The 15,652-nt window shown below is 62.9% G+C and carries 15 protein-coding genes; 2 read left to right on the top strand and 13 right to left on the bottom strand.

The window, feature by feature from the left end; genetic code table 11:
* Positions 1 to 79: 79 nt before the first annotated feature.
* On the top strand, positions 80 to 1,408 hold the full coding sequence (gltA, locus tag FJ443_RS13285; RefSeq protein ID WP_140498678.1) for a citrate synthase: 1,329 nt from the start codon (positions 80 to 82) through the stop codon (positions 1,406 to 1,408).
* A 79-nt stretch (positions 1,409 to 1,487) separates the two neighbouring features.
* Here the strand turns inward: gltA and lpxB are convergent, their stop codons facing one another.
* The 13 genes from lpxB to FJ443_RS13220 form a co-directional block, all read right to left on the bottom strand.
* Positions 1,488 to 2,666, bottom strand: a complete 1,179-nt coding sequence (gene lpxB / locus FJ443_RS13280; RefSeq protein ID WP_140664403.1) for a lipid-A-disaccharide synthase — start codon at positions 2,664 to 2,666, stop codon at positions 1,488 to 1,490.
* Positions 2,659 to 3,573: an LpxI family protein gene (locus tag FJ443_RS13275; protein WP_140557156.1), complete on the bottom strand. Its 915-nt coding sequence runs from the start codon at positions 3,571 to 3,573 to the stop codon at positions 2,659 to 2,661. The genes lpxB and FJ443_RS13275 overlap by 8 nt, the downstream gene beginning before the upstream one ends.
* A complete protein-coding gene (lpxA, locus tag FJ443_RS13270; protein ID WP_140498684.1) occupies positions 3,545 to 4,378 on the bottom strand; it encodes an acyl-ACP--UDP-N-acetylglucosamine O-acyltransferase in 834 nt (277 codons plus the stop codon). The genes FJ443_RS13275 and lpxA overlap by 29 nt, the downstream gene beginning before the upstream one ends.
* Before the next feature lie 13 nt (positions 4,379 to 4,391).
* A complete protein-coding gene (gene fabZ, locus FJ443_RS13265; protein WP_140498686.1) occupies positions 4,392 to 4,856 on the bottom strand; it encodes a 3-hydroxyacyl-ACP dehydratase FabZ in 465 nt (154 codons plus the stop codon).
* Positions 4,849 to 5,907, bottom strand: coding sequence for a UDP-3-O-(3-hydroxymyristoyl)glucosamine N-acyltransferase (gene lpxD, locus FJ443_RS13260; RefSeq protein ID WP_140498688.1), 1,059 nt, complete (start codon positions 5,905 to 5,907; stop codon positions 4,849 to 4,851). The genes fabZ and lpxD overlap by 8 nt, the downstream gene beginning before the upstream one ends.
* 76 nt (positions 5,908 to 5,983) lie before the next feature.
* Entirely contained in the window at positions 5,984 to 8,356 is a 2,373-nt protein-coding gene (gene bamA, locus FJ443_RS13255) for an outer membrane protein assembly factor BamA (protein WP_140560947.1), read from the bottom strand.
* Positions 8,357 to 8,573: 217 nt separating this feature from the next.
* A complete protein-coding gene (gene rseP / locus FJ443_RS13250) occupies positions 8,574 to 9,716 on the bottom strand; it encodes an RIP metalloprotease RseP (protein WP_140498692.1) in 1,143 nt (380 codons plus the stop codon).
* A gap of 100 nt (positions 9,717 to 9,816) precedes the next feature.
* Positions 9,817 to 10,632 (bottom strand): phosphatidate cytidylyltransferase, encoded by an 816-nt coding sequence (locus tag FJ443_RS13245; protein ID WP_140498694.1) that lies wholly within the window; start codon positions 10,630 to 10,632, stop codon positions 9,817 to 9,819.
* Positions 10,629 to 11,363 carry an isoprenyl transferase gene (locus FJ443_RS13240; RefSeq protein ID WP_140498696.1) on the bottom strand — a complete coding sequence of 245 codons (735 nt, stop codon included), beginning with the start codon at positions 11,361 to 11,363 and terminating at the stop codon, positions 10,629 to 10,631. Before FJ443_RS13240 ends, FJ443_RS13245 begins: the two co-directional genes overlap by 4 nt.
* 33 nt (positions 11,364 to 11,396) lie before the next feature.
* A complete protein-coding gene (frr, locus tag FJ443_RS13235; RefSeq protein ID WP_140664400.1) occupies positions 11,397 to 11,951 on the bottom strand; it encodes a ribosome recycling factor in 555 nt (184 codons plus the stop codon).
* Between the two features lie 111 nt (positions 11,952 to 12,062).
* A complete protein-coding gene (gene pyrH / locus FJ443_RS13230) occupies positions 12,063 to 12,785 on the bottom strand; it encodes a UMP kinase (protein ID WP_140498986.1) in 723 nt (240 codons plus the stop codon).
* A 147-nt stretch (positions 12,786 to 12,932) separates the two neighbouring features.
* Positions 12,933 to 14,042 (bottom strand): aldo/keto reductase, encoded by a 1,110-nt coding sequence (locus FJ443_RS13225; protein ID WP_140664398.1) that lies wholly within the window; start codon positions 14,040 to 14,042, stop codon positions 12,933 to 12,935.
* A 29-nt stretch (positions 14,043 to 14,071) separates the two neighbouring features.
* Entirely contained in the window at positions 14,072 to 14,599 is a 528-nt protein-coding gene (locus tag FJ443_RS13220) for a nuclear transport factor 2 family protein (RefSeq protein ID WP_140515354.1), read from the bottom strand.
* 111 nt (positions 14,600 to 14,710) lie between these two features.
* On the opposite strand from FJ443_RS13220, the gene FJ443_RS13215 reads away from it, so the two are divergent.
* Positions 14,711 to 15,637, top strand: a complete 927-nt coding sequence (locus FJ443_RS13215; protein ID WP_140664395.1) for a LysR family transcriptional regulator — start codon at positions 14,711 to 14,713, stop codon at positions 15,635 to 15,637.
* Positions 15,638 to 15,652 lie beyond the last annotated feature (15 nt).

Genomic DNA, 15,652 nt, shown 5'->3' with positions numbered 1-15,652 from the left:
TACGCGCATTCGGTGACTTCGACGTGTCGCTTTGCAGAATTTGCCTTTGCCGGCATGAGGAAACAAGAAGGAGTTTGCAATGACCGAAGCTGCGACAAGACGGGAACTGGGCGGCAAGACCCAGGAAGCCACGGCAAAGCTGGAATTCGCCGGCAAGACGCACGAATTCAAGGTGCGAAGTGGTTCAGTCGGGCCTGACGTCATCGACATCGCCACGCTGTACAGCACCACCGGCGCCTTCACCTACGATCCCGGCTTCACCTCGACGGCAAGCTGCGAGTCCGAGATCACGTTCATCGATGGCGACGCCGGCATTCTCCTGCATCGCGGCTATCCGATCGACCAGTTGGCCGAACATGGCGACTTCCTGGAAGTCTGCTATCTCCTGCTCTACGGCGAACTGCCGACCAAGGCGCAGAAGGACGATTTCGATTACCGCGTGACGCGCCACACCATGGTGCATGAGCAGATGTCGCGCTTCTTCACCGGCTTCCGCCGCGACGCGCATCCGATGGCGGTGATGTGCGGCGTGGTCGGCGCGCTGTCGGCCTTCTATCACGACTCCACCGACATCTCGGATCCTTACCAGCGCATGGTGGCGTCGATGCGGCTGATCGCCAAGATGCCGACGATCGCGGCCATGGCCTACAAATACCATATCGGCCAGCCCTTCATTTACCCGAAGAACGAACTGAATTTCGCCGCCAACTTCCTGCACATGTGCTTTGCCGTGCCGTGCGAGGAATACAAGATCAACCCGGTCCTGGCGCGCGCCATGGAGCGCATCTTCATCCTGCACGCCGACCACGAGCAGAACGCTTCGACCTCTACCGTTCGGCTCGCCGGCTCGTCTGGCGCCAATCCGTTCGCCTGCATCGCCGCCGGCATCGCCTGCCTGTGGGGCCCGGCGCATGGCGGCGCCAACGAAGCGGCGCTGAACATGCTCGGCGAGATCGGCCATGTCGATCATATTCCGGAATTCATCGCCCGCGCCAAGGACAAGGACGATCCGTTCCGGCTGATGGGCTTTGGCCACCGCGTCTACAAGAACTACGATCCGCGCGCCAAGATCATGCAGAAGACCGCGCATGAGGTGCTGGGCGAACTCGGCATCAAGGACGATCCGCTGCTCGACATCGCCATGGAACTGGAGAAGATCGCACTCACCGATCCCTATTTCATCGAGAAGAAGCTCTATCCCAATGTCGACTTCTATTCCGGCATCACGCTGAAGGCGCTGGGCTTCCCCACCACCATGTTCACCGTGCTGTTCGCCGTCGCCCGCACCGTCGGCTGGATCGCGCAGTGGAAGGAGATGATTGAGGATCCGCGCCAGAAGATCGGCCGCCCCCGCCAGCTCTACACCGGCGCGCCGGAGCGAGACTACGTGCCGATCGCGAAGCGGTAAAAAGGAAGAAGTGAATAAAAGTGAGTAGTCAGTAGGGAAAGAGCGGTAATCCTACTCACTACTCACTACTCACTACTCACTACTCACTACTCACTCTCTTGATATACCCCATCACCACCTGCGCGGCGATGTCGCCTGACGGCTTGGCGGTTGTCATGCGCCGCGCGATCTCGGCGAACCCGTCCTTCTGCCATCTGCGCATGCCTGTGTCGGCGAACAGCGCTTCGAGTTGGCGGGCCAGATTGTTCGGCTTGACATACTCGTTGTAGAATTCCGGGATCAGCGCCCGATCCGATATCAGATTGGGTAGCAGCGCCGACCAGACCGAAACGAGATATGGCGCCACGATGCGCGCAACAGGGTCAAGCCGGTAGCAGGAGATCATCGGCACATCGGACAGCGCCAGTTCAAGCGAAACCGTGCCGGACGCGATCAGCGCCGCGTCAGCCTTGCCGAAGGCCTGCCACTTTCGCTCAGCGTCGAGGATGATCTCGGGCTTCTCGTCCCAGCGAGCGACCGCCGAGCGCACGACATCGGCGACATGCGGCACGGTCGGCAACATCAGCCGCAGGCGATGCCCGCGTGCACGCAGCATCGACACGGTCTCCCCAAACGGCTCGAGCAGCCGCCGCACTTCGCTGCGTCGCGAGCCGGGCAGGACGAGCAGCGTCTTCAGGCGATCCGGCGAAAGATCCCGCGGTTGGGCCTGCGTCCTGGCTGCCGAGAGCACGCCCGTGTCATGGGTGAGACGATGTCCGACATAGGTCCCTGGCGGTCCGCCGAGCCTGCCGAGCTCCTTCACCTCGAACGGCAGGATGCAGAGGATGTGGTCGACATAGGGCTTCATCGCCACCGCCCTGCCCGGCCGCCATGCCCAGACGCTGGGACAGACATAGTGGATGATCGGGATGGTGGGGTTGGCCGCGCGCACTTTCCTGGCCACGCGCAGCGAAAAGTCGGGGCTGTCGATGGTGATGAGGCAGTCGGGTTTCTCATCCGCGACCATCCTGGCCAGTTGGCCGATCCGCCGCATCAGCCGCGGCAGGTCTCGCAGAATGGCGCTGAAGCCCATGAGCGCGATCTCGCCGGCGTCGAACGGCGAGACCAGCCCGAGCGCCTGCAGATGGCGGCCGCCGAGACCGACGATCTGCACCTCGCGCCCCGTCGACTGCTTGATCGAACGCACGATGTCGGCGCCAAGCAGGTCGCCGGATTCCTCGCCGGCCACGATTGCGATCTTCAGCGCCTTGTCAGCCATGCGCCGGCTCCCCTGCTGGCAGGCCGACGATGAACAGGCCGAGCGCATTCGCCCGCGACAGCGTCGCCGGCCCTTCCAGGATGAGAGAGCGCCCCGCCTCGACGGCAATTCCGGCAAGCCCCGCCGCATGGGCTGCTTCCACCGTCTGCGGCCCTATCGACGGCAGGTCGGCCCGCAGCTCCTGGCCGGGTTTGGCGCATTTGACCAGCACTCCGCGGGTCTTTCCGGCAAGCCTGCCATGGCCACGCAGCGCGCGCGCTCTTTCGAGCAGGCCGCTCGTGCCTTCGATGCCTTCCAGCGCGATGGCCCGGCCTCCGATCGCAATCGCCGCCTGCCCGATATCAAGCGCGCCGATGGCCTTGGCGGCCAGCCTGGCCGCCTCGATGTCGCGCCAGTCCGATTGCTTTGGTTTCGCCGCGGTCAGCGTGCCTTCGCCGGCGGCCAGTTCGGGAACGACCTCATGCGCGCCGACCACTTTGATGCCCCGCTTCTCCAGGCCGCGTGTCACCACCTTCAAAAGTCCATCATCGCCGCGCGCCAGCGCCATGATCACCGATGGCACGATCGCCAGCAAGCCAAGGCTCAGGCGGATGTCGGTCAGCCGGGGCCGGCGTCTGATTTCGCCGGCAAGGATCACATGAGTGATGCCGTGGCGCTTCAGCGTCGCCACCAGTGAACCGATCTGCTCGAGGGCAAGGCTGCCGTGCTCGTATCGCAGCAACTCCTGCCGGCGATCGGCCTCGCCTTCCATCAAGAGGATAAAGGGCGGGTAGCCATGCGCGGCCAGGCCTTGAGCGACTTCCACCGGCAGGCTGCCGCCACCGGCGATGATGCCGACCCTGGCCCCCGGCGAGAGAACGAAATCCGCTGCCGCCGCCTCAGTCTTCGTCATCGCCGTCATCGCCATCGCTCCCCTTGAGCGATGGCACAGCATAGTGCCGCTTGCCGCGACTGGAGATGAAATCGATGATCTTCATGGCGGTCGGTGACGTGGCGAATTCCGCCTTGGCGAATTCGATGTTCTCGCCAACGGTGCGCGAGCGGTCGAATATTGTCTTATAGACCCTGCGCAGCAGATAGATCTCGGATCTTGGCAGACCGGAGCGCTTGAGCCCGATGATGTTGAGGCCGCGCAGGCTGGCCCGATTTCCCGCCGCCATTGCATAGGGAATGACATCACCCACAAAAGCCGAGCACCCGCCAAGAAAAGCGTTGTCGCCTACCCGCACGAATTGATGAACGGCGCTGAGACCGCCGATATAGACGTTGTCGCCGATTTCGCAGTGTCCGCCCAGCGTCGCGCCGTTGGCGAAGGTGGCGTTCTTGCCGACGACGCAGTCATGGGCGATGTGGGCGTAGGCGAGAAAATTGCCATTGTCGCCGACCGTCGTTTCGCCGCGGCTGGTATCGGTGCCGACATGCATGGTCACGCCTTCGCGGATCGTGCAGTTCTCGCCGATGACGAGCGTGGTGCGGCCGCCCTTGTGCTTGGTGTTCTGCGGCGGCCCGCCCAGTATCGCCATCGGATAGACCTTGGTCGACGCGCCGATCGTCGTCGCGCCTATCACCGAGACATGGCTGACCAGTTCAACGCCGTCGCCAATCACGGCATCTGCGCCGACATAACAGAGCGGTCCTATGCGGACGCCTTGGCCGATTTGAGCGCCTTCCTCCACGACGGAGGAAGGATGGATGGATGTCTTGATTTTCATAAGCATTCGATTGTCAGTCGCCGGTGACCATCATGGCTGAGATCTCAGCCTCGGCGGCCTTGTTGCCGTCGACCAGGGCTTCACAGGCGAATTTGAGCAGGTTGCCGCGTTTCTTGATTTTCTTGACATGGATCTTCAACTGATCGCCGGGAACGACCGGTTTGCGGAACTTGGCGTTGTCGATGGTCAGGAAATAGACCAGCGACGGCTTTTCAGTGCGAAGACTGCGGATGCAGATGGCCCCGGCAGTCTGTGCCATCGCCTCGACGATGAGCACGCCCGGCATGACCGGCTGCTCGGGGAAGTGACCCTGAAAATGCGGCTCGTTTATGGTCACGTTCTTGATGCCGGTGGCGGATTCGTCGCCATCGATGTCGACGATGCGGTCGATCATCAGGAACGGATAGCGATGCGGCAGGAGCTTCATCAGCCCCAATATGTCGACTGCTTCCAGCGTCGTCCCGGTGATGTCAGCCATTGCTCCCCTCGCCCTGTTTGCGGGTCCTGGCGAGCTTGCGCAGCATGGCTATCTCGCGCATGGCTTCCGCCATCGGCTGTGCCGGATAGCCGCCCCAGATCTCGCCCGCGGGCACATTGCTCATGAATCCGCTTCTCGCGGCAAGCTTCGCTCCCGACCCGATCGTCAGGTGATCCGCAAGCCCGACGCCGCCGCCCATGGTGACATTGTCCCCCACCACGACGGAACCGGAGATACCCGAAAGTCCGGCCACGATGCAGTTGCGGCCGATGCGGACGTTATGCGCGATCTGCACGAGATTGTCGATCTTGGTGCCCTGGCCGATGATCGTATCGGACATGGCGCCGCGGTCGACCGTGGAATTGGAACCGATCTCGACGTCGTCCTGGATGATGACGCGGCCGATCTGCGGAACACGTTCCGGCCCCTTGGCGCCGGCAACGAAGCCAAAGCCGTCCTGGCCGATCCGGGCGCCGCCATGGATGATGACGCGGTTGCCGATCAAGGCATATTGGACGCTGGCGCCCGGGCCGATATAGCCGTCACGCCCGATCTGGCAGGAACGGCCGACGACGGCGTGAGGCGCGATGACGGTGCCGGCGCCTATGGACACCGCAGGACCGATCACCGCGCCGGCTTCGACGACGGCACCTTCCTCGACATGTGCGCTCGGATCGATATGGGCATGCGGCGAGATACCGGTTTCACCGGTCATTGGCCCCGGGGTCGCCGCCGTCGGAAACAGCAGTCGTCCGACCAGCGCGAATGCCTGTTGCGGACGGGGATGTACAAGGACGGCGATGGCGGCAGGCGCCTTGCCGGCGAACTCCGCCGGGCACAGCACAGCGGCAGCCCGCAGCGACGGCATCAGCACGGAATTGCGTTTGCCATCGACGAAAACGAGCGCATTCTCGCCGCCTTCGTTGGCAGGCGCCAGCGCGTCGATGAAAACGCCGGACTGGCCGGAATCGACAAGCACCGAGCCGGTCAGATTCGCGACTTCGCCCGCCGTATACCGGCGTGATGGCGCGAAGAACACCGGATCGGTCATTCCAGAAGCTATATCCAGCTAGATCGGAACATTTTCTCCCGGATCTCAACGACCCGGGAGCATCGTCATCCGCCGGTCAGAAGCGGGTCGATATGCCGAAGTTGAATTCCTGCACGTCGTCCCTCGCTTCCTTCTTGACCGGGATCGCATAGTCGATACGGATCGGACCGAACGGCGAAGCCCACATCAGGCCGACACCGACCGAGGCGCGCCATTTCATGCCCACGGATGATTGGTCAACCAAATCATTGGCAACCTTGCTGCCATAGAGTGTTGCCGCGTCTGCAAAGACCGCGCCGCGCAGACCGAAGCTTTCTGGAACGACCGGCAGCGGGAATTGAGCCTCTGCCGACGCGTTGAAATAAGTGGTGCCGCCAAGGTGGTCACCCGCACCGTCGCTGTCGACTGGGCCGATGCCGCCATAAGCGAAACCGCGGATCATGCGATCGGTGCTCTGGAAGTGATCGAAGATGCGCAGATCGCCGTCGCCGCCGTAGCCTTCGACATGGCCGGCGCCGCCCGAAATGAGGCCGACAAGATCGAACTGCTCGGACAGCGTCTGATAGACGCTGCCGCGTCCGGTGACCTTCACGAACTTGGCGTCGCCACCGAGGCCGGCCACTTCAACCGTGGAGGTGGCATAGATACCCTCATGCGGGTTCTTCATGTCGTCGATGGTGTTATAAACCAGTCCCAGACTGACCGACGACTTGATCCAAGGGCTTTGCTCGATGCCATCCAACACGGCTCTGGAAATGTCGCAGGTGCCGCTGGGATCTACATCGGTGGCATCGCAACCGTCGTCTACCTCATACTTCTCCCGGGAGATATTGTAGGCCAGCTGGGTCGAGATGCTGTCTGTGATCGGCAGGCCGAAGCGCACCGTCGCGCCCACAGTATCGCTGTCGTAGTCGTCGTATTCCCTGGTCCGCTTGTAGATGTCGAAGCCGGCGGCGATACGGCGCCCGAGGAAATAGGGCTCGGTGAACGAAAGGCTGTAATCGCGCGAGTTCTTGCCGCCACCCGCCGACACCTTGATGAACTGGCCGCGGCCGAGGAAGTTGCGCTCTGTGATCGATCCTTCGACGGACGGACCGGCGGTGTCGCCACCGGTCGAATAGCCGGCGCCGACAGAGAATTCACCGGTCGACTTTTCGACCACGTCGACCACCAGCACGACCTGGTCCGGCGCCGAACCGGGCACCGTCGAAACCTCGACTTTGTCAAAGTAATTGAGATCTTCCAGCCGCTTCTTCGCGCGCTGGATCAGCACTTGGTTGAACGCATCGCCTTCGCTGACGTCGAACTCGCGGCGGATGACATAGTCGCGCGTGCGGTCATTGCCGCGGATCTCGATGCGCTCGACATAGGCCTTGGTGCCCTGGTCGATGGTGTAGACCACCGAAATCGTATGATTCTCGAAATTGCGGTCGCCACGCGGCGTGACCTGCGCGAAGGCGTAGCCGGAGCCGGCCACCTTCTCAGTCAGGGCAATGATGGTGTCCTCGACGTTCTTGGCGTTGTAGACGTCGCCCTTGTGGGTCTCGACCACCGATTCCAGCGCCTTCGAGTCGACTTCCGGAATCGTGCTTTCGACGCTGATGTCGCCGAACGTATAACGCTCGCCTTCCTGGACGGTTATGGTGACCGTGTACTTGTTGGTCGCGTTGTCGAGTTCGCCGACAGCGGACACGACCTGGAAGTCGGCATAGCCGTGATTGTAGTAGAAGCGCCGCAGCAGCTCCTGGTCGGCGCGCAGCTTGTCGTCGTCATAGACGTCGTCGCGCAGGATGAACGAAACCCAGGACGAGCGCTTGGTCGTGATCACATCTGACAGGCGGCGGCTCGAATAAGCGCTGTTGCCGACGAAATTGATCGCCGCGATCTGCGTGCGATCACCTTCATTGACATGGAAGACCACGTTCACGCGGTTGTCGCCGAGCTGCATGACCTCGGTGGTCACGGCGGCATCGTCACGGCCGATACGCCTGTAGGCGGCCTTGACCGACTCTACATCGGCGTCGAGCGCCGCCTGCGAGAACGTGCCGCGCGGCTTCAACTGCACGGCAGCCGCAAGCGCGTTGTCCTTGAGCTTCTTGTTGCCCTGGAACAGCACCTGGTTGACGACCTGGTACTCGGAAACCTTGACCACCAACGTCGAACCGACCTGATTGATCTGCACATCCGAGAACAACCCGGTTCCGAAGAGCGCCTTGACCGCGCTGTCGATGTCGGAGCTGGAGAAGGATTTGCCCGGCTTGATGGTGATGTAATTGCGGATGGTATCGGCGTCGACACGTTGGTTGCCGCTCACCTCCACCCTGCTGACGACAGCGGCTTCGGCCGCCGATGTGGCAACGAACTGCACTGCGAGCGCACCTGGCACGACCAAAGCCGCGGACAGGGCTGCCGCGGAAGCGGCGCTCAAAAACTTGGATGCTGCCTTCATCGGGCTTAATAACCTTTTCTCGTAGTCCCCACGGCGAGAAAACCGGACGTGCGGTAATTTCTCGTACCGTATTAACCGGATTTTCCCTACACGCAAGGCTTCTGGTTAATTTGTATTTACTTAACCCTGGTGCGTGGCTTTCGCGTCACTCATATCCCCGTGCATGGTAAACGGCGTCTCAACATCGACCATCCCGAAGCCAAATTTCTTCATGATTTCAGCATCCAAACAGATCGTTCCAGAATACGAAACCCATGAAGCCCAAAACCAGAAGCAGACCGGCCCGATAGGCCATTTCCATCATCCGTTCCGACACCGGCCGGCGGATGACGGCCTCCACGCCGTAGAACAGGAGATGGCCGCCGTCGAGGGGGGGAATCGGCAAAAGATTGAGGATGCCGATGCCCACGGACAGCAGCGCAACGAGCTGCACGAGCCATTCGAAGCCGAGCTTCGCCGCCTTGCCGGCCATGTCCGCGATCTTCACCGGGCCGCCGAGCTGGCACTTGTCCTCGCGCCCGACGACGAAACGCTGCAGGAACTGGCCGGTGCGCTGGATGACGTGCCCGGTTTCCTCCACCGCCGCGGCCAACGCGCCGGCGGGGCTGTAGGTGATCAGCCTGGGCTGGCCGAGTTCCTGGTTGTTGACGACGCCGATCACGGCCACCTTGACCTTGTTGCCGAGCGCGTCCTGCTGCTCCATCAGCTGCGGCGTGGCGGTCACGGTCACTTCCTTGCCGTCGCGCAGCATGACGAAGGTGATGCTGTCGCCGGCCCGGCCCGAAACCAGGCGTTGGACGTCACCGAAGGTTTCGATCTTGCTGCCGTCGACGCTGACGAATCGGTCGCCGGGCAGGATGCCGGCTTTCGCCGCCGGGCTGCCGGCGGTCACCTCGGCCACCATGGGTTCCGCGACATAGCGGCCATAGGCTGAAAACAGCACCGAAAAGACGACGATCGTCAGCAGGAAATTGAACAGCGGCCCGGCCACCACCGTCGCCGCCCGCTTCCAGATCGGCTGGGTGTGAAAGGCGACCTTGCGTTCCTCGTCGGTCAGCGTTTCGATCTCTTCCGTCGACGGCTGGCTGGAGGTGGCGTTCATGTCGCCGACGAATTTGACATAGCCGCCAAGCGGTATGGCGCAGAGCTTCCAGCGCGTGCCGTGCCTGTCGTTGAAGCCGAAGAGTTCCGGGCCGAAACCGATCGAAAAGGCCCTGACGCCGATGCCGCACCAGCGGCCAACGAGATAGTGGCCCATCTCGTGGACGAACACGACCACGGTCAGCACGAACAGGAAGGGCACGAGCGTGCCGAGAAGGAAGCCTTCCATGCCGAAGATCGCGTGAAGAATCTCGTTCAACTCAAATCCTCAGTTCTTCCGCGACACCGTTGCGCCGCGACTGTGACATCAATCCAGGCGAATCCAAGGCGCGCCCGCATCGATCGTGGAACGATGCCGTTCAAATGGGAAACAGCCCCTGTGCCGGCTGATCGGCGCCCGCCGAAATCCAGCCGATGACGTATAGGGCGAAAGCCGCCGCGACAAGCCCGTCGACACGGTCCATGACGCCGCCATGGCCCGGAATGAGCGCGCCCGAATCCTTGCGGCCGTGGCGGCGCTTGACCCAGGATTCCAGGAGGTCGCCAGCCTGGGAGACGATTGAAAGCGCGAGCGCGACGAGACCGAGCATTGGCAGGTTGCCCGCACCGGCGGCGACGGCCAGGATGAGCCCCGCAACGACCCCGCCCACGGCGCCGCCGAGCGCGCCACTTCGCGTCTTGCCGGGAGAGATGGACGGCGCCAGCCTCGGGCCACCGACGGCCCGGCCGACGAAATAGGCAAAGATGTCGGTCGCCCAGACCACCGCGAACAGGAACAGGATGGCGACGAGGCCGGAATGGTCGCCGTCACGCAGAAGCGCAAGGGAAAGACCCGAGACGGCTGCATAGGCAAGGCCGGAGGCATCCCACTGCCCGGCCCCGCGCAGTTGGGCGGCGATGGCCGTGACGGCGACCAGTGCAGCCACTAGAAGCAGCAGCCACAAGGCAGGCAGGCCGGTGATCAGGGCGCCGAGAAACACCAGCAGCAGCGCTTCCGGCAAAAAACCGAGCCCGGTCGTCCCGGAAGGGCGAGACATGCGCGTCCATTCGTAGAAGATCACCGCCGAAATCGCGGCTGAAAGCAGCCGGAACGGCAGGCCGCCGAACCAGGTCAGGCCAAGCGTCGCGATGGCAAGCACGACCGCCGAAAGAACGCGAAGCTGGAGATTGCTCATCCCGCGGCCGGCCGCGAAGCGACATCTTGCGGATCCAGCCCGCCAAAACGGCGTTCGCGCCCGGCGAACTCGCGCAAGGCCTCGGCTAGATGCTCTCGGCTGAAATCGGGCCAATAGCAGGGCAGGAACACAAGCTCGCTATAGGCAGCCTGCCACAGAAGAAAATTGGAAAGGCGAAGCTCACCGCTGGTGCGTATGACCAGTTCGGGATCGGGAACGCCTTGCGTGTCGAGGCAGCCGGCAAAGGATTCGGCGGTGATCGCCTCGCTGTCGAGCTCGCCGCGCGCGACGGCCGAGGCAAGCTTGCGCGCCGTGCGCACGATCTCGTCGCGTCCGCCGTAGTTGAAGGCGATGATCAGCGTCAGCGCCTCGTTGGCCGACGTCAGCGCTTCGGCTTCTTCGAGCAGGAGCCTGATATCGGGCTGCAGCCCTGCCCTGTCGCCGATGATCCTGACGCGCACGCCGCTGCGGTGCAGTTCGGCGAGATCGCGGCGAATGAACAGCTTCAACAGGCCCATCAGGTCGCTGACTTCGGATTTCGGCCGCGACCAGTTTTCCGAAGAGAAGGCATAGACAGTCAGGTAGGAAATGCCGAGATCGGGCGCGGCGCGCACCGTCTTGCGCAGTGCTTCTACGCCCGCGCGATGGCCGGCGAGCCGCGGCATGCCGCGCGCCTTGGCCCAGCGTCCGTTTCCATCCATGATGATCGCGACATGCGCGGGCGTTGCCATGATCTCGCTTTCGGGCCAGCCGCCGGCCAGACCCTAAACCTGCATGATTTCAGCTTCCTTGTCGGAAAGCAGGTGGTCGATGGTGCTGATCGTTTCGTCGGTAAGCTTCTGGACCTGGTCGGAGCGCTTGCGCTGATCGTCCTCGCTGATAACGCCGTCCTTCTCCGCCTTCTTCAGGAAGTCCATGCCGTCGCGGCGCACATGGCGCGCTGCGACACGGGCGTTCTCGGCGTAGCCATGCGAGATCTTGACGAGTTCCTTACGGCGCTGCTCGTTGAGTTCCGGAAGCGGAATCCTGAGATTGGTGCCGTCCACGATAGGATTGAAGCCCAGATTGGATTCGCGGATGGCGCGATCGACCGCGCTCACCATCGACTTGTCCCAGACCGACACCGAAATCATGCGCGGCTCAGGCACCGTGACATTGGCCACCTGGTTAATCGGCATGCTGGTGCCATAGGCCTGCACCTGGATAGCGTCGAGCAGGTTGCTGGAAGCGCGACCGGTCCGCAGCGAAGCCAGGTCATGCTTGAACGCGGCGATTGCCCCATCCATGCGCCGCTTGAGATCGTCGTACTCACCACTCATCTTAGTCTCCTCGACCCGTCTGACGCGGGTTCACTGCTTTCGGGGCAAGGCCCCGTGTTCGAGCCTGATTTCGAAACCGGTTTTCGCCTTTTTCCGCGATCAGGCCCCGGATCAATCGTCCGCGACGACCGTGCAGCGGCCGCCGCCCCTTAGAATATCGCCGAAACCACCTTTTTCGTGGATCGAATAGACGATTATCGGAATGTTGTTTTCGCGCGCAAGTGCAATCGCTGCCGTATCCATGATGGAAAGGCCGCGATTTATCACTTCGGCATGGCTGATGCGCTCGAAACGCGTCGCGTTCGGGTCCTTCTTCGGGTCGGCAGAATAGACGCCGTCGACCTGTGTGCCCTTGAACAGCGCGTCGGCGCCGATTTCAGCGGCGCGAAGTGCCGCGGCCGAATCAGTGGTGAAGAACGGATTGCCGGTGCCGCCGGCAAAGATCACCACCTTGCCCTGGTTCATGTAGGCGGTTGCCTGGCGCTGCGAAAAGCTCTCGCAAAGCTCAGGCATGGCGATCGCGGAAAGAACCACCGCATCGACGCCGATCTTGTTCAGCGAGGTGCGCAGCGCCAGCGAATTGATGACGGTGGCGAGCATGCCCATATGGTCGCCGGTGACGCGGTCGCCACCCTTGGAGGCAACCGCCACACCGCGAAAGATATTGCCGCCGCCGATGACGACGCCAACCTCGATGCCGAGCGCGCGGGCTTCGGCGATGTCGCCGGCGATGCGGTCGACGACCGAGACGTCGATGCCGAAATGCTGTTCGCCCATCAACGCTTCACCAGACGCTTTCAGCAAGACACGTCGGTAGAGGGGCTTCACCGTCATCTGGTCCTCGAAAATCTCGGCGCGGCAAATCAGGAGGCGAAACTGCCCCGCTTCGCCTGGCGGCGCTGGCATGATGGTTCGACCCGATACACGAAGGGCGCGGCGATGTCACGCCGCGCCCTTGCGCAAAATCCCAGGCTTTTTCGATCAGTTGCTGCTGATGCTGACCGCCTCGCCTTCCACCAGAACCTGCGGCGAATAGCCGGAGGGCTTGTCGCCGGTCACGACACCGCCGGCCACCCTGACCTGGATCTCGGGCCCGAAATAGGAATGCGGGAACGGCGCCGGCATGCTGCTCACCGAATCCAGCCGCTTGCGGAGTTCGGGGGCAATCGAAAAATCCAGCGCCGCGAGGTTGTCCTGCAGTTGCGCGAGCTTGGTCGCGCCCAGGATGACGGTTGCGACGCCGGGCTGCGTCGCCACCCAGTTGAGCGCCACCTGGGCCATGCTGCGGCCGAGTTCGGCGGCCACCTTTTCGAGCTCGGCCACGATCGCCCAATTGCGGTCGCTGAATTTCCGGAAGCTCGGATGCGTGGTGTTGCGGAAACCGTCGAGCCGGCCGGCATTGCCGGCTTGCGTCGGGCGATATTTGCCGCTGAGCAAGCCGCTGGCCAGCGGGCTCCAAACCATGACGCCGGCGCCATGATGCGTGGCGAAAGGCACGAACTCATGCTCGATCGAGCGTTCGGCCAGCGAATATTCGAGCTGCAGGGCCGAGATCGGCTCATAGCAGCGCAATTCTGCGATCGCCTGCGCCCGCCCCACATACCAGGCCGGCACATCGGAAAGGCCGACGTGGCGCACCTTGCCCGCGCGCACCAGGTCGTCCAGCGTGCGCAGCACCTCCTCGGCCGGCGTCAGCCTGTCCCACACATGCATGAGATAGAGGTCGATATAGTCGGTTCCGAGCCGCTTCAGAGAGGCGTCCACGGCGCGCATGATGTTCTTGCGGCCATTGCCGCCGGCGTTCGGATTGCCGGGTTCTGAATTGAAGGTGAATTTAGTGGCGATCACCGCCTTGTCGCGCAATCCGCGCTCGGCGACGAATTCGCCGAGCCAGGTCTCGGCGGTGCCGCCGGTATAGAGATCGGCCGTGTCGAAGAAATTGCCGCCCGCCTCGACATATTCGTCGAAGATTGCGCGGGCTGTATCCCTGTCAGTGCCCCAGCCCAATTCGGTGCCGAAGGTCATGGTGCCCAGCGCCAACCGGCTGACGCGCAAGCCGCTGTTGCCAAGCGTGTAGTAGTTCATGGTCATGATATTCTCCGATCGAGTTTGATGTTGGGTTATTGGCCGGGTGTCGTCTTGACCCAGGGATTGCCGCGCTCATGGGTCACGCGGAAGGTGAAGCCGTCGACCTTCCAACCCGCGCCGGAGCGGGTCAGGTGGTGCTCATATGTGCCCCAGACTTCCCAAAGCGGCTCGCCATTGCCTTCCATCCGGTTCCAGGCATAGCCGTTCGACAGGACGGTCGCCGTGTCCGCTTCGAGAACGACTTGGTGATTGGTGCGCAGATGCAGGCTGGTCTTGCCGCCCTTGAGGTTGCCGGCCCAGGCGCCGATCAGGTCGTCGGAGGCAATATTGGCCGCCGGCTGTCCGGACAGGCTGCTGAAATCAGCGGTAACCCGATCCGCGAAATAGCTGCGGACAAGCTTCCAGTCCTGCGCGTCGACGGCGCGGTCGATGGCATCGGCGATGCGGATGACCGCGCGCTCGTCGGCAAGCGCCTGCCACTCCGCCGGTTCGGCTCCCCCGGCATCGATCGGCGCCAGCGCCAGTCCCGCGGCGAAGGTCACATGTTTCAAAGCGTTCATGTCTCGTCTCCTGGAAATCAGCCCGCCCGCTGTATCGGGGACAATGTGGATCAATGCGCCGCCGTCGATAAGATTGCATTGTTCGCAAAGACTATGCGATATCATTCATGAATGGACCGGGACCTGCTTACCCACCTGCCCGTCATCGTTGCCGTGGCGCGACGCGGCGGCTTCGCGCTTGCCGCGGCCGAGCTCGGCATGAGCCCGTCGGCGGTCAGCCATGCTGTGCGGCTGGTGGAAGAGCGCATCGGCCAGCCGCTGTTTGCGCGCACGACACGTAGCGTCTCGCTGACCGAAGCCGGCAAGGCACTGGTGGAGACAACGGGCCCTGCCCTCCAGGACATCGCGGAGCGGATGGACCGCATCCGCGGCGTCAAGGGGCGGCCCTCCGGCCTGCTCAGGATCAATGCGTCCAACATCGCGATCCCTTTGGCGGTGACGCCCGTGATCGCGGCCATGGCCGAACGCTATCCGGATGTGACGGTCGAGGTTTTCGCCGATCAAGCCCTGGTCGATATCGTCGGGGAAGGTTTTGACGCCGGCATCAGGCTGGGCGAGATGATCGCGCAGGACATGACCGCCATACGGCTGACGCAGCCTTTCAAGGCCGTGCTGGTCGCCTCGCCGGACTATATCGGAAAGCGCGGCCGTCCACGCGACGTGGCCGACCTCGCGAACCATAATTGCATAGGCTACAGGCTTGTCCGCTCCGGCGCGCTCTATCGTTGGGATTTGAACGACAACGGCAAGGAGGTCGTGGTCGAGACGCGTGGCACGGCCGTCGTGACCGATTCGCTGGCGGCGATCGATCTTGCGCTTGCAGGGGTCGGGCTCGCCTATGTGTTCGAGCCGCTGGTGCGCGTCGATCTTGCCGCAGGACGCCTCGTCCAGATCCTGCCAAAGACGACAATCGAGGAACCCGGCCTTTTCCTTTACTTTCCGCGCCGGGCGTCGATGGCGCCGAAGCTGAGGGCCTTCATCGACACCGCACAAGAAATCGGCCGGGCATCCATGCGGACACCCGGCCGAGTTGCCTGAGCCGTTTAGCCTTAC

Origin of the sequence: Mesorhizobium sp. B2-6-1, assembly GCF_006440475.1 — a bacterium.
Taxonomy (GTDB): domain Bacteria; phylum Pseudomonadota; class Alphaproteobacteria; order Rhizobiales; family Rhizobiaceae; genus Mesorhizobium.
The sequence above is the reverse complement of the archived record's forward strand: the minus strand, read 5'-3'. Positions and strand labels throughout refer to the sequence as shown.

What these genes read in the sequence shown, in the direction of transcription:
- FJ443_RS13240 (WP_140498696.1), bottom strand. Translation starts at nt 11,363, where the DNA reads ATGGCAACGCCCGCGCATGTCGCGATCATCATGGATGGAAACGGACGC.
- fabZ (WP_140498686.1), bottom strand. Translation starts at nt 4,856, where the DNA reads ATGGCTGACATCACCGGGACGACGCTGGAAGCAGTCGACATATTGGGG.
- FJ443_RS13275 (WP_140557156.1), bottom strand. Translation starts at nt 3,573, where the DNA reads ATGGCGATGACGGCGATGACGAAGACTGAGGCGGCGGCAGCGGATTTC.
- frr (WP_140664400.1), bottom strand. Translation starts at nt 11,951, where the DNA reads ATGAGTGGTGAGTACGACGATCTCAAGCGGCGCATGGATGGGGCAATC.
- lpxD (WP_140498688.1), bottom strand. Translation starts at nt 5,907, where the DNA reads ATGACCGATCCGGTGTTCTTCGCGCCATCACGCCGGTATACGGCGGGC.
- gltA (WP_140498678.1), top strand. Translation starts at nt 80, where the DNA reads ATGACCGAAGCTGCGACAAGACGGGAACTGGGCGGCAAGACCCAGGAA.
- FJ443_RS13225 (WP_140664398.1), bottom strand. Translation starts at nt 14,042, where the DNA reads ATGACCATGAACTACTACACGCTTGGCAACAGCGGCTTGCGCGTCAGC.
- FJ443_RS13220 (WP_140515354.1), bottom strand. Translation starts at nt 14,599, where the DNA reads ATGAACGCTTTGAAACATGTGACCTTCGCCGCGGGACTGGCGCTGGCG.
- pyrH (WP_140498986.1), bottom strand. Translation starts at nt 12,785, where the DNA reads ATGACGGTGAAGCCCCTCTACCGACGTGTCTTGCTGAAAGCGTCTGGT.
- lpxB (WP_140664403.1), bottom strand. Translation starts at nt 2,666, where the DNA reads ATGGCTGACAAGGCGCTGAAGATCGCAATCGTGGCCGGCGAGGAATCC.
- FJ443_RS13215 (WP_140664395.1), top strand. Translation starts at nt 14,711, where the DNA reads ATGGACCGGGACCTGCTTACCCACCTGCCCGTCATCGTTGCCGTGGCG.
- bamA (WP_140560947.1), bottom strand. Translation starts at nt 8,356, where the DNA reads ATGAAGGCAGCATCCAAGTTTTTGAGCGCCGCTTCCGCGGCAGCCCTG.
- FJ443_RS13245 (WP_140498694.1), bottom strand. Translation starts at nt 10,632, where the DNA reads ATGAGCAATCTCCAGCTTCGCGTTCTTTCGGCGGTCGTGCTTGCCATC.
- lpxA (WP_140498684.1), bottom strand. Translation starts at nt 4,378, where the DNA reads ATGAAAATCAAGACATCCATCCATCCTTCCTCCGTCGTGGAGGAAGGC.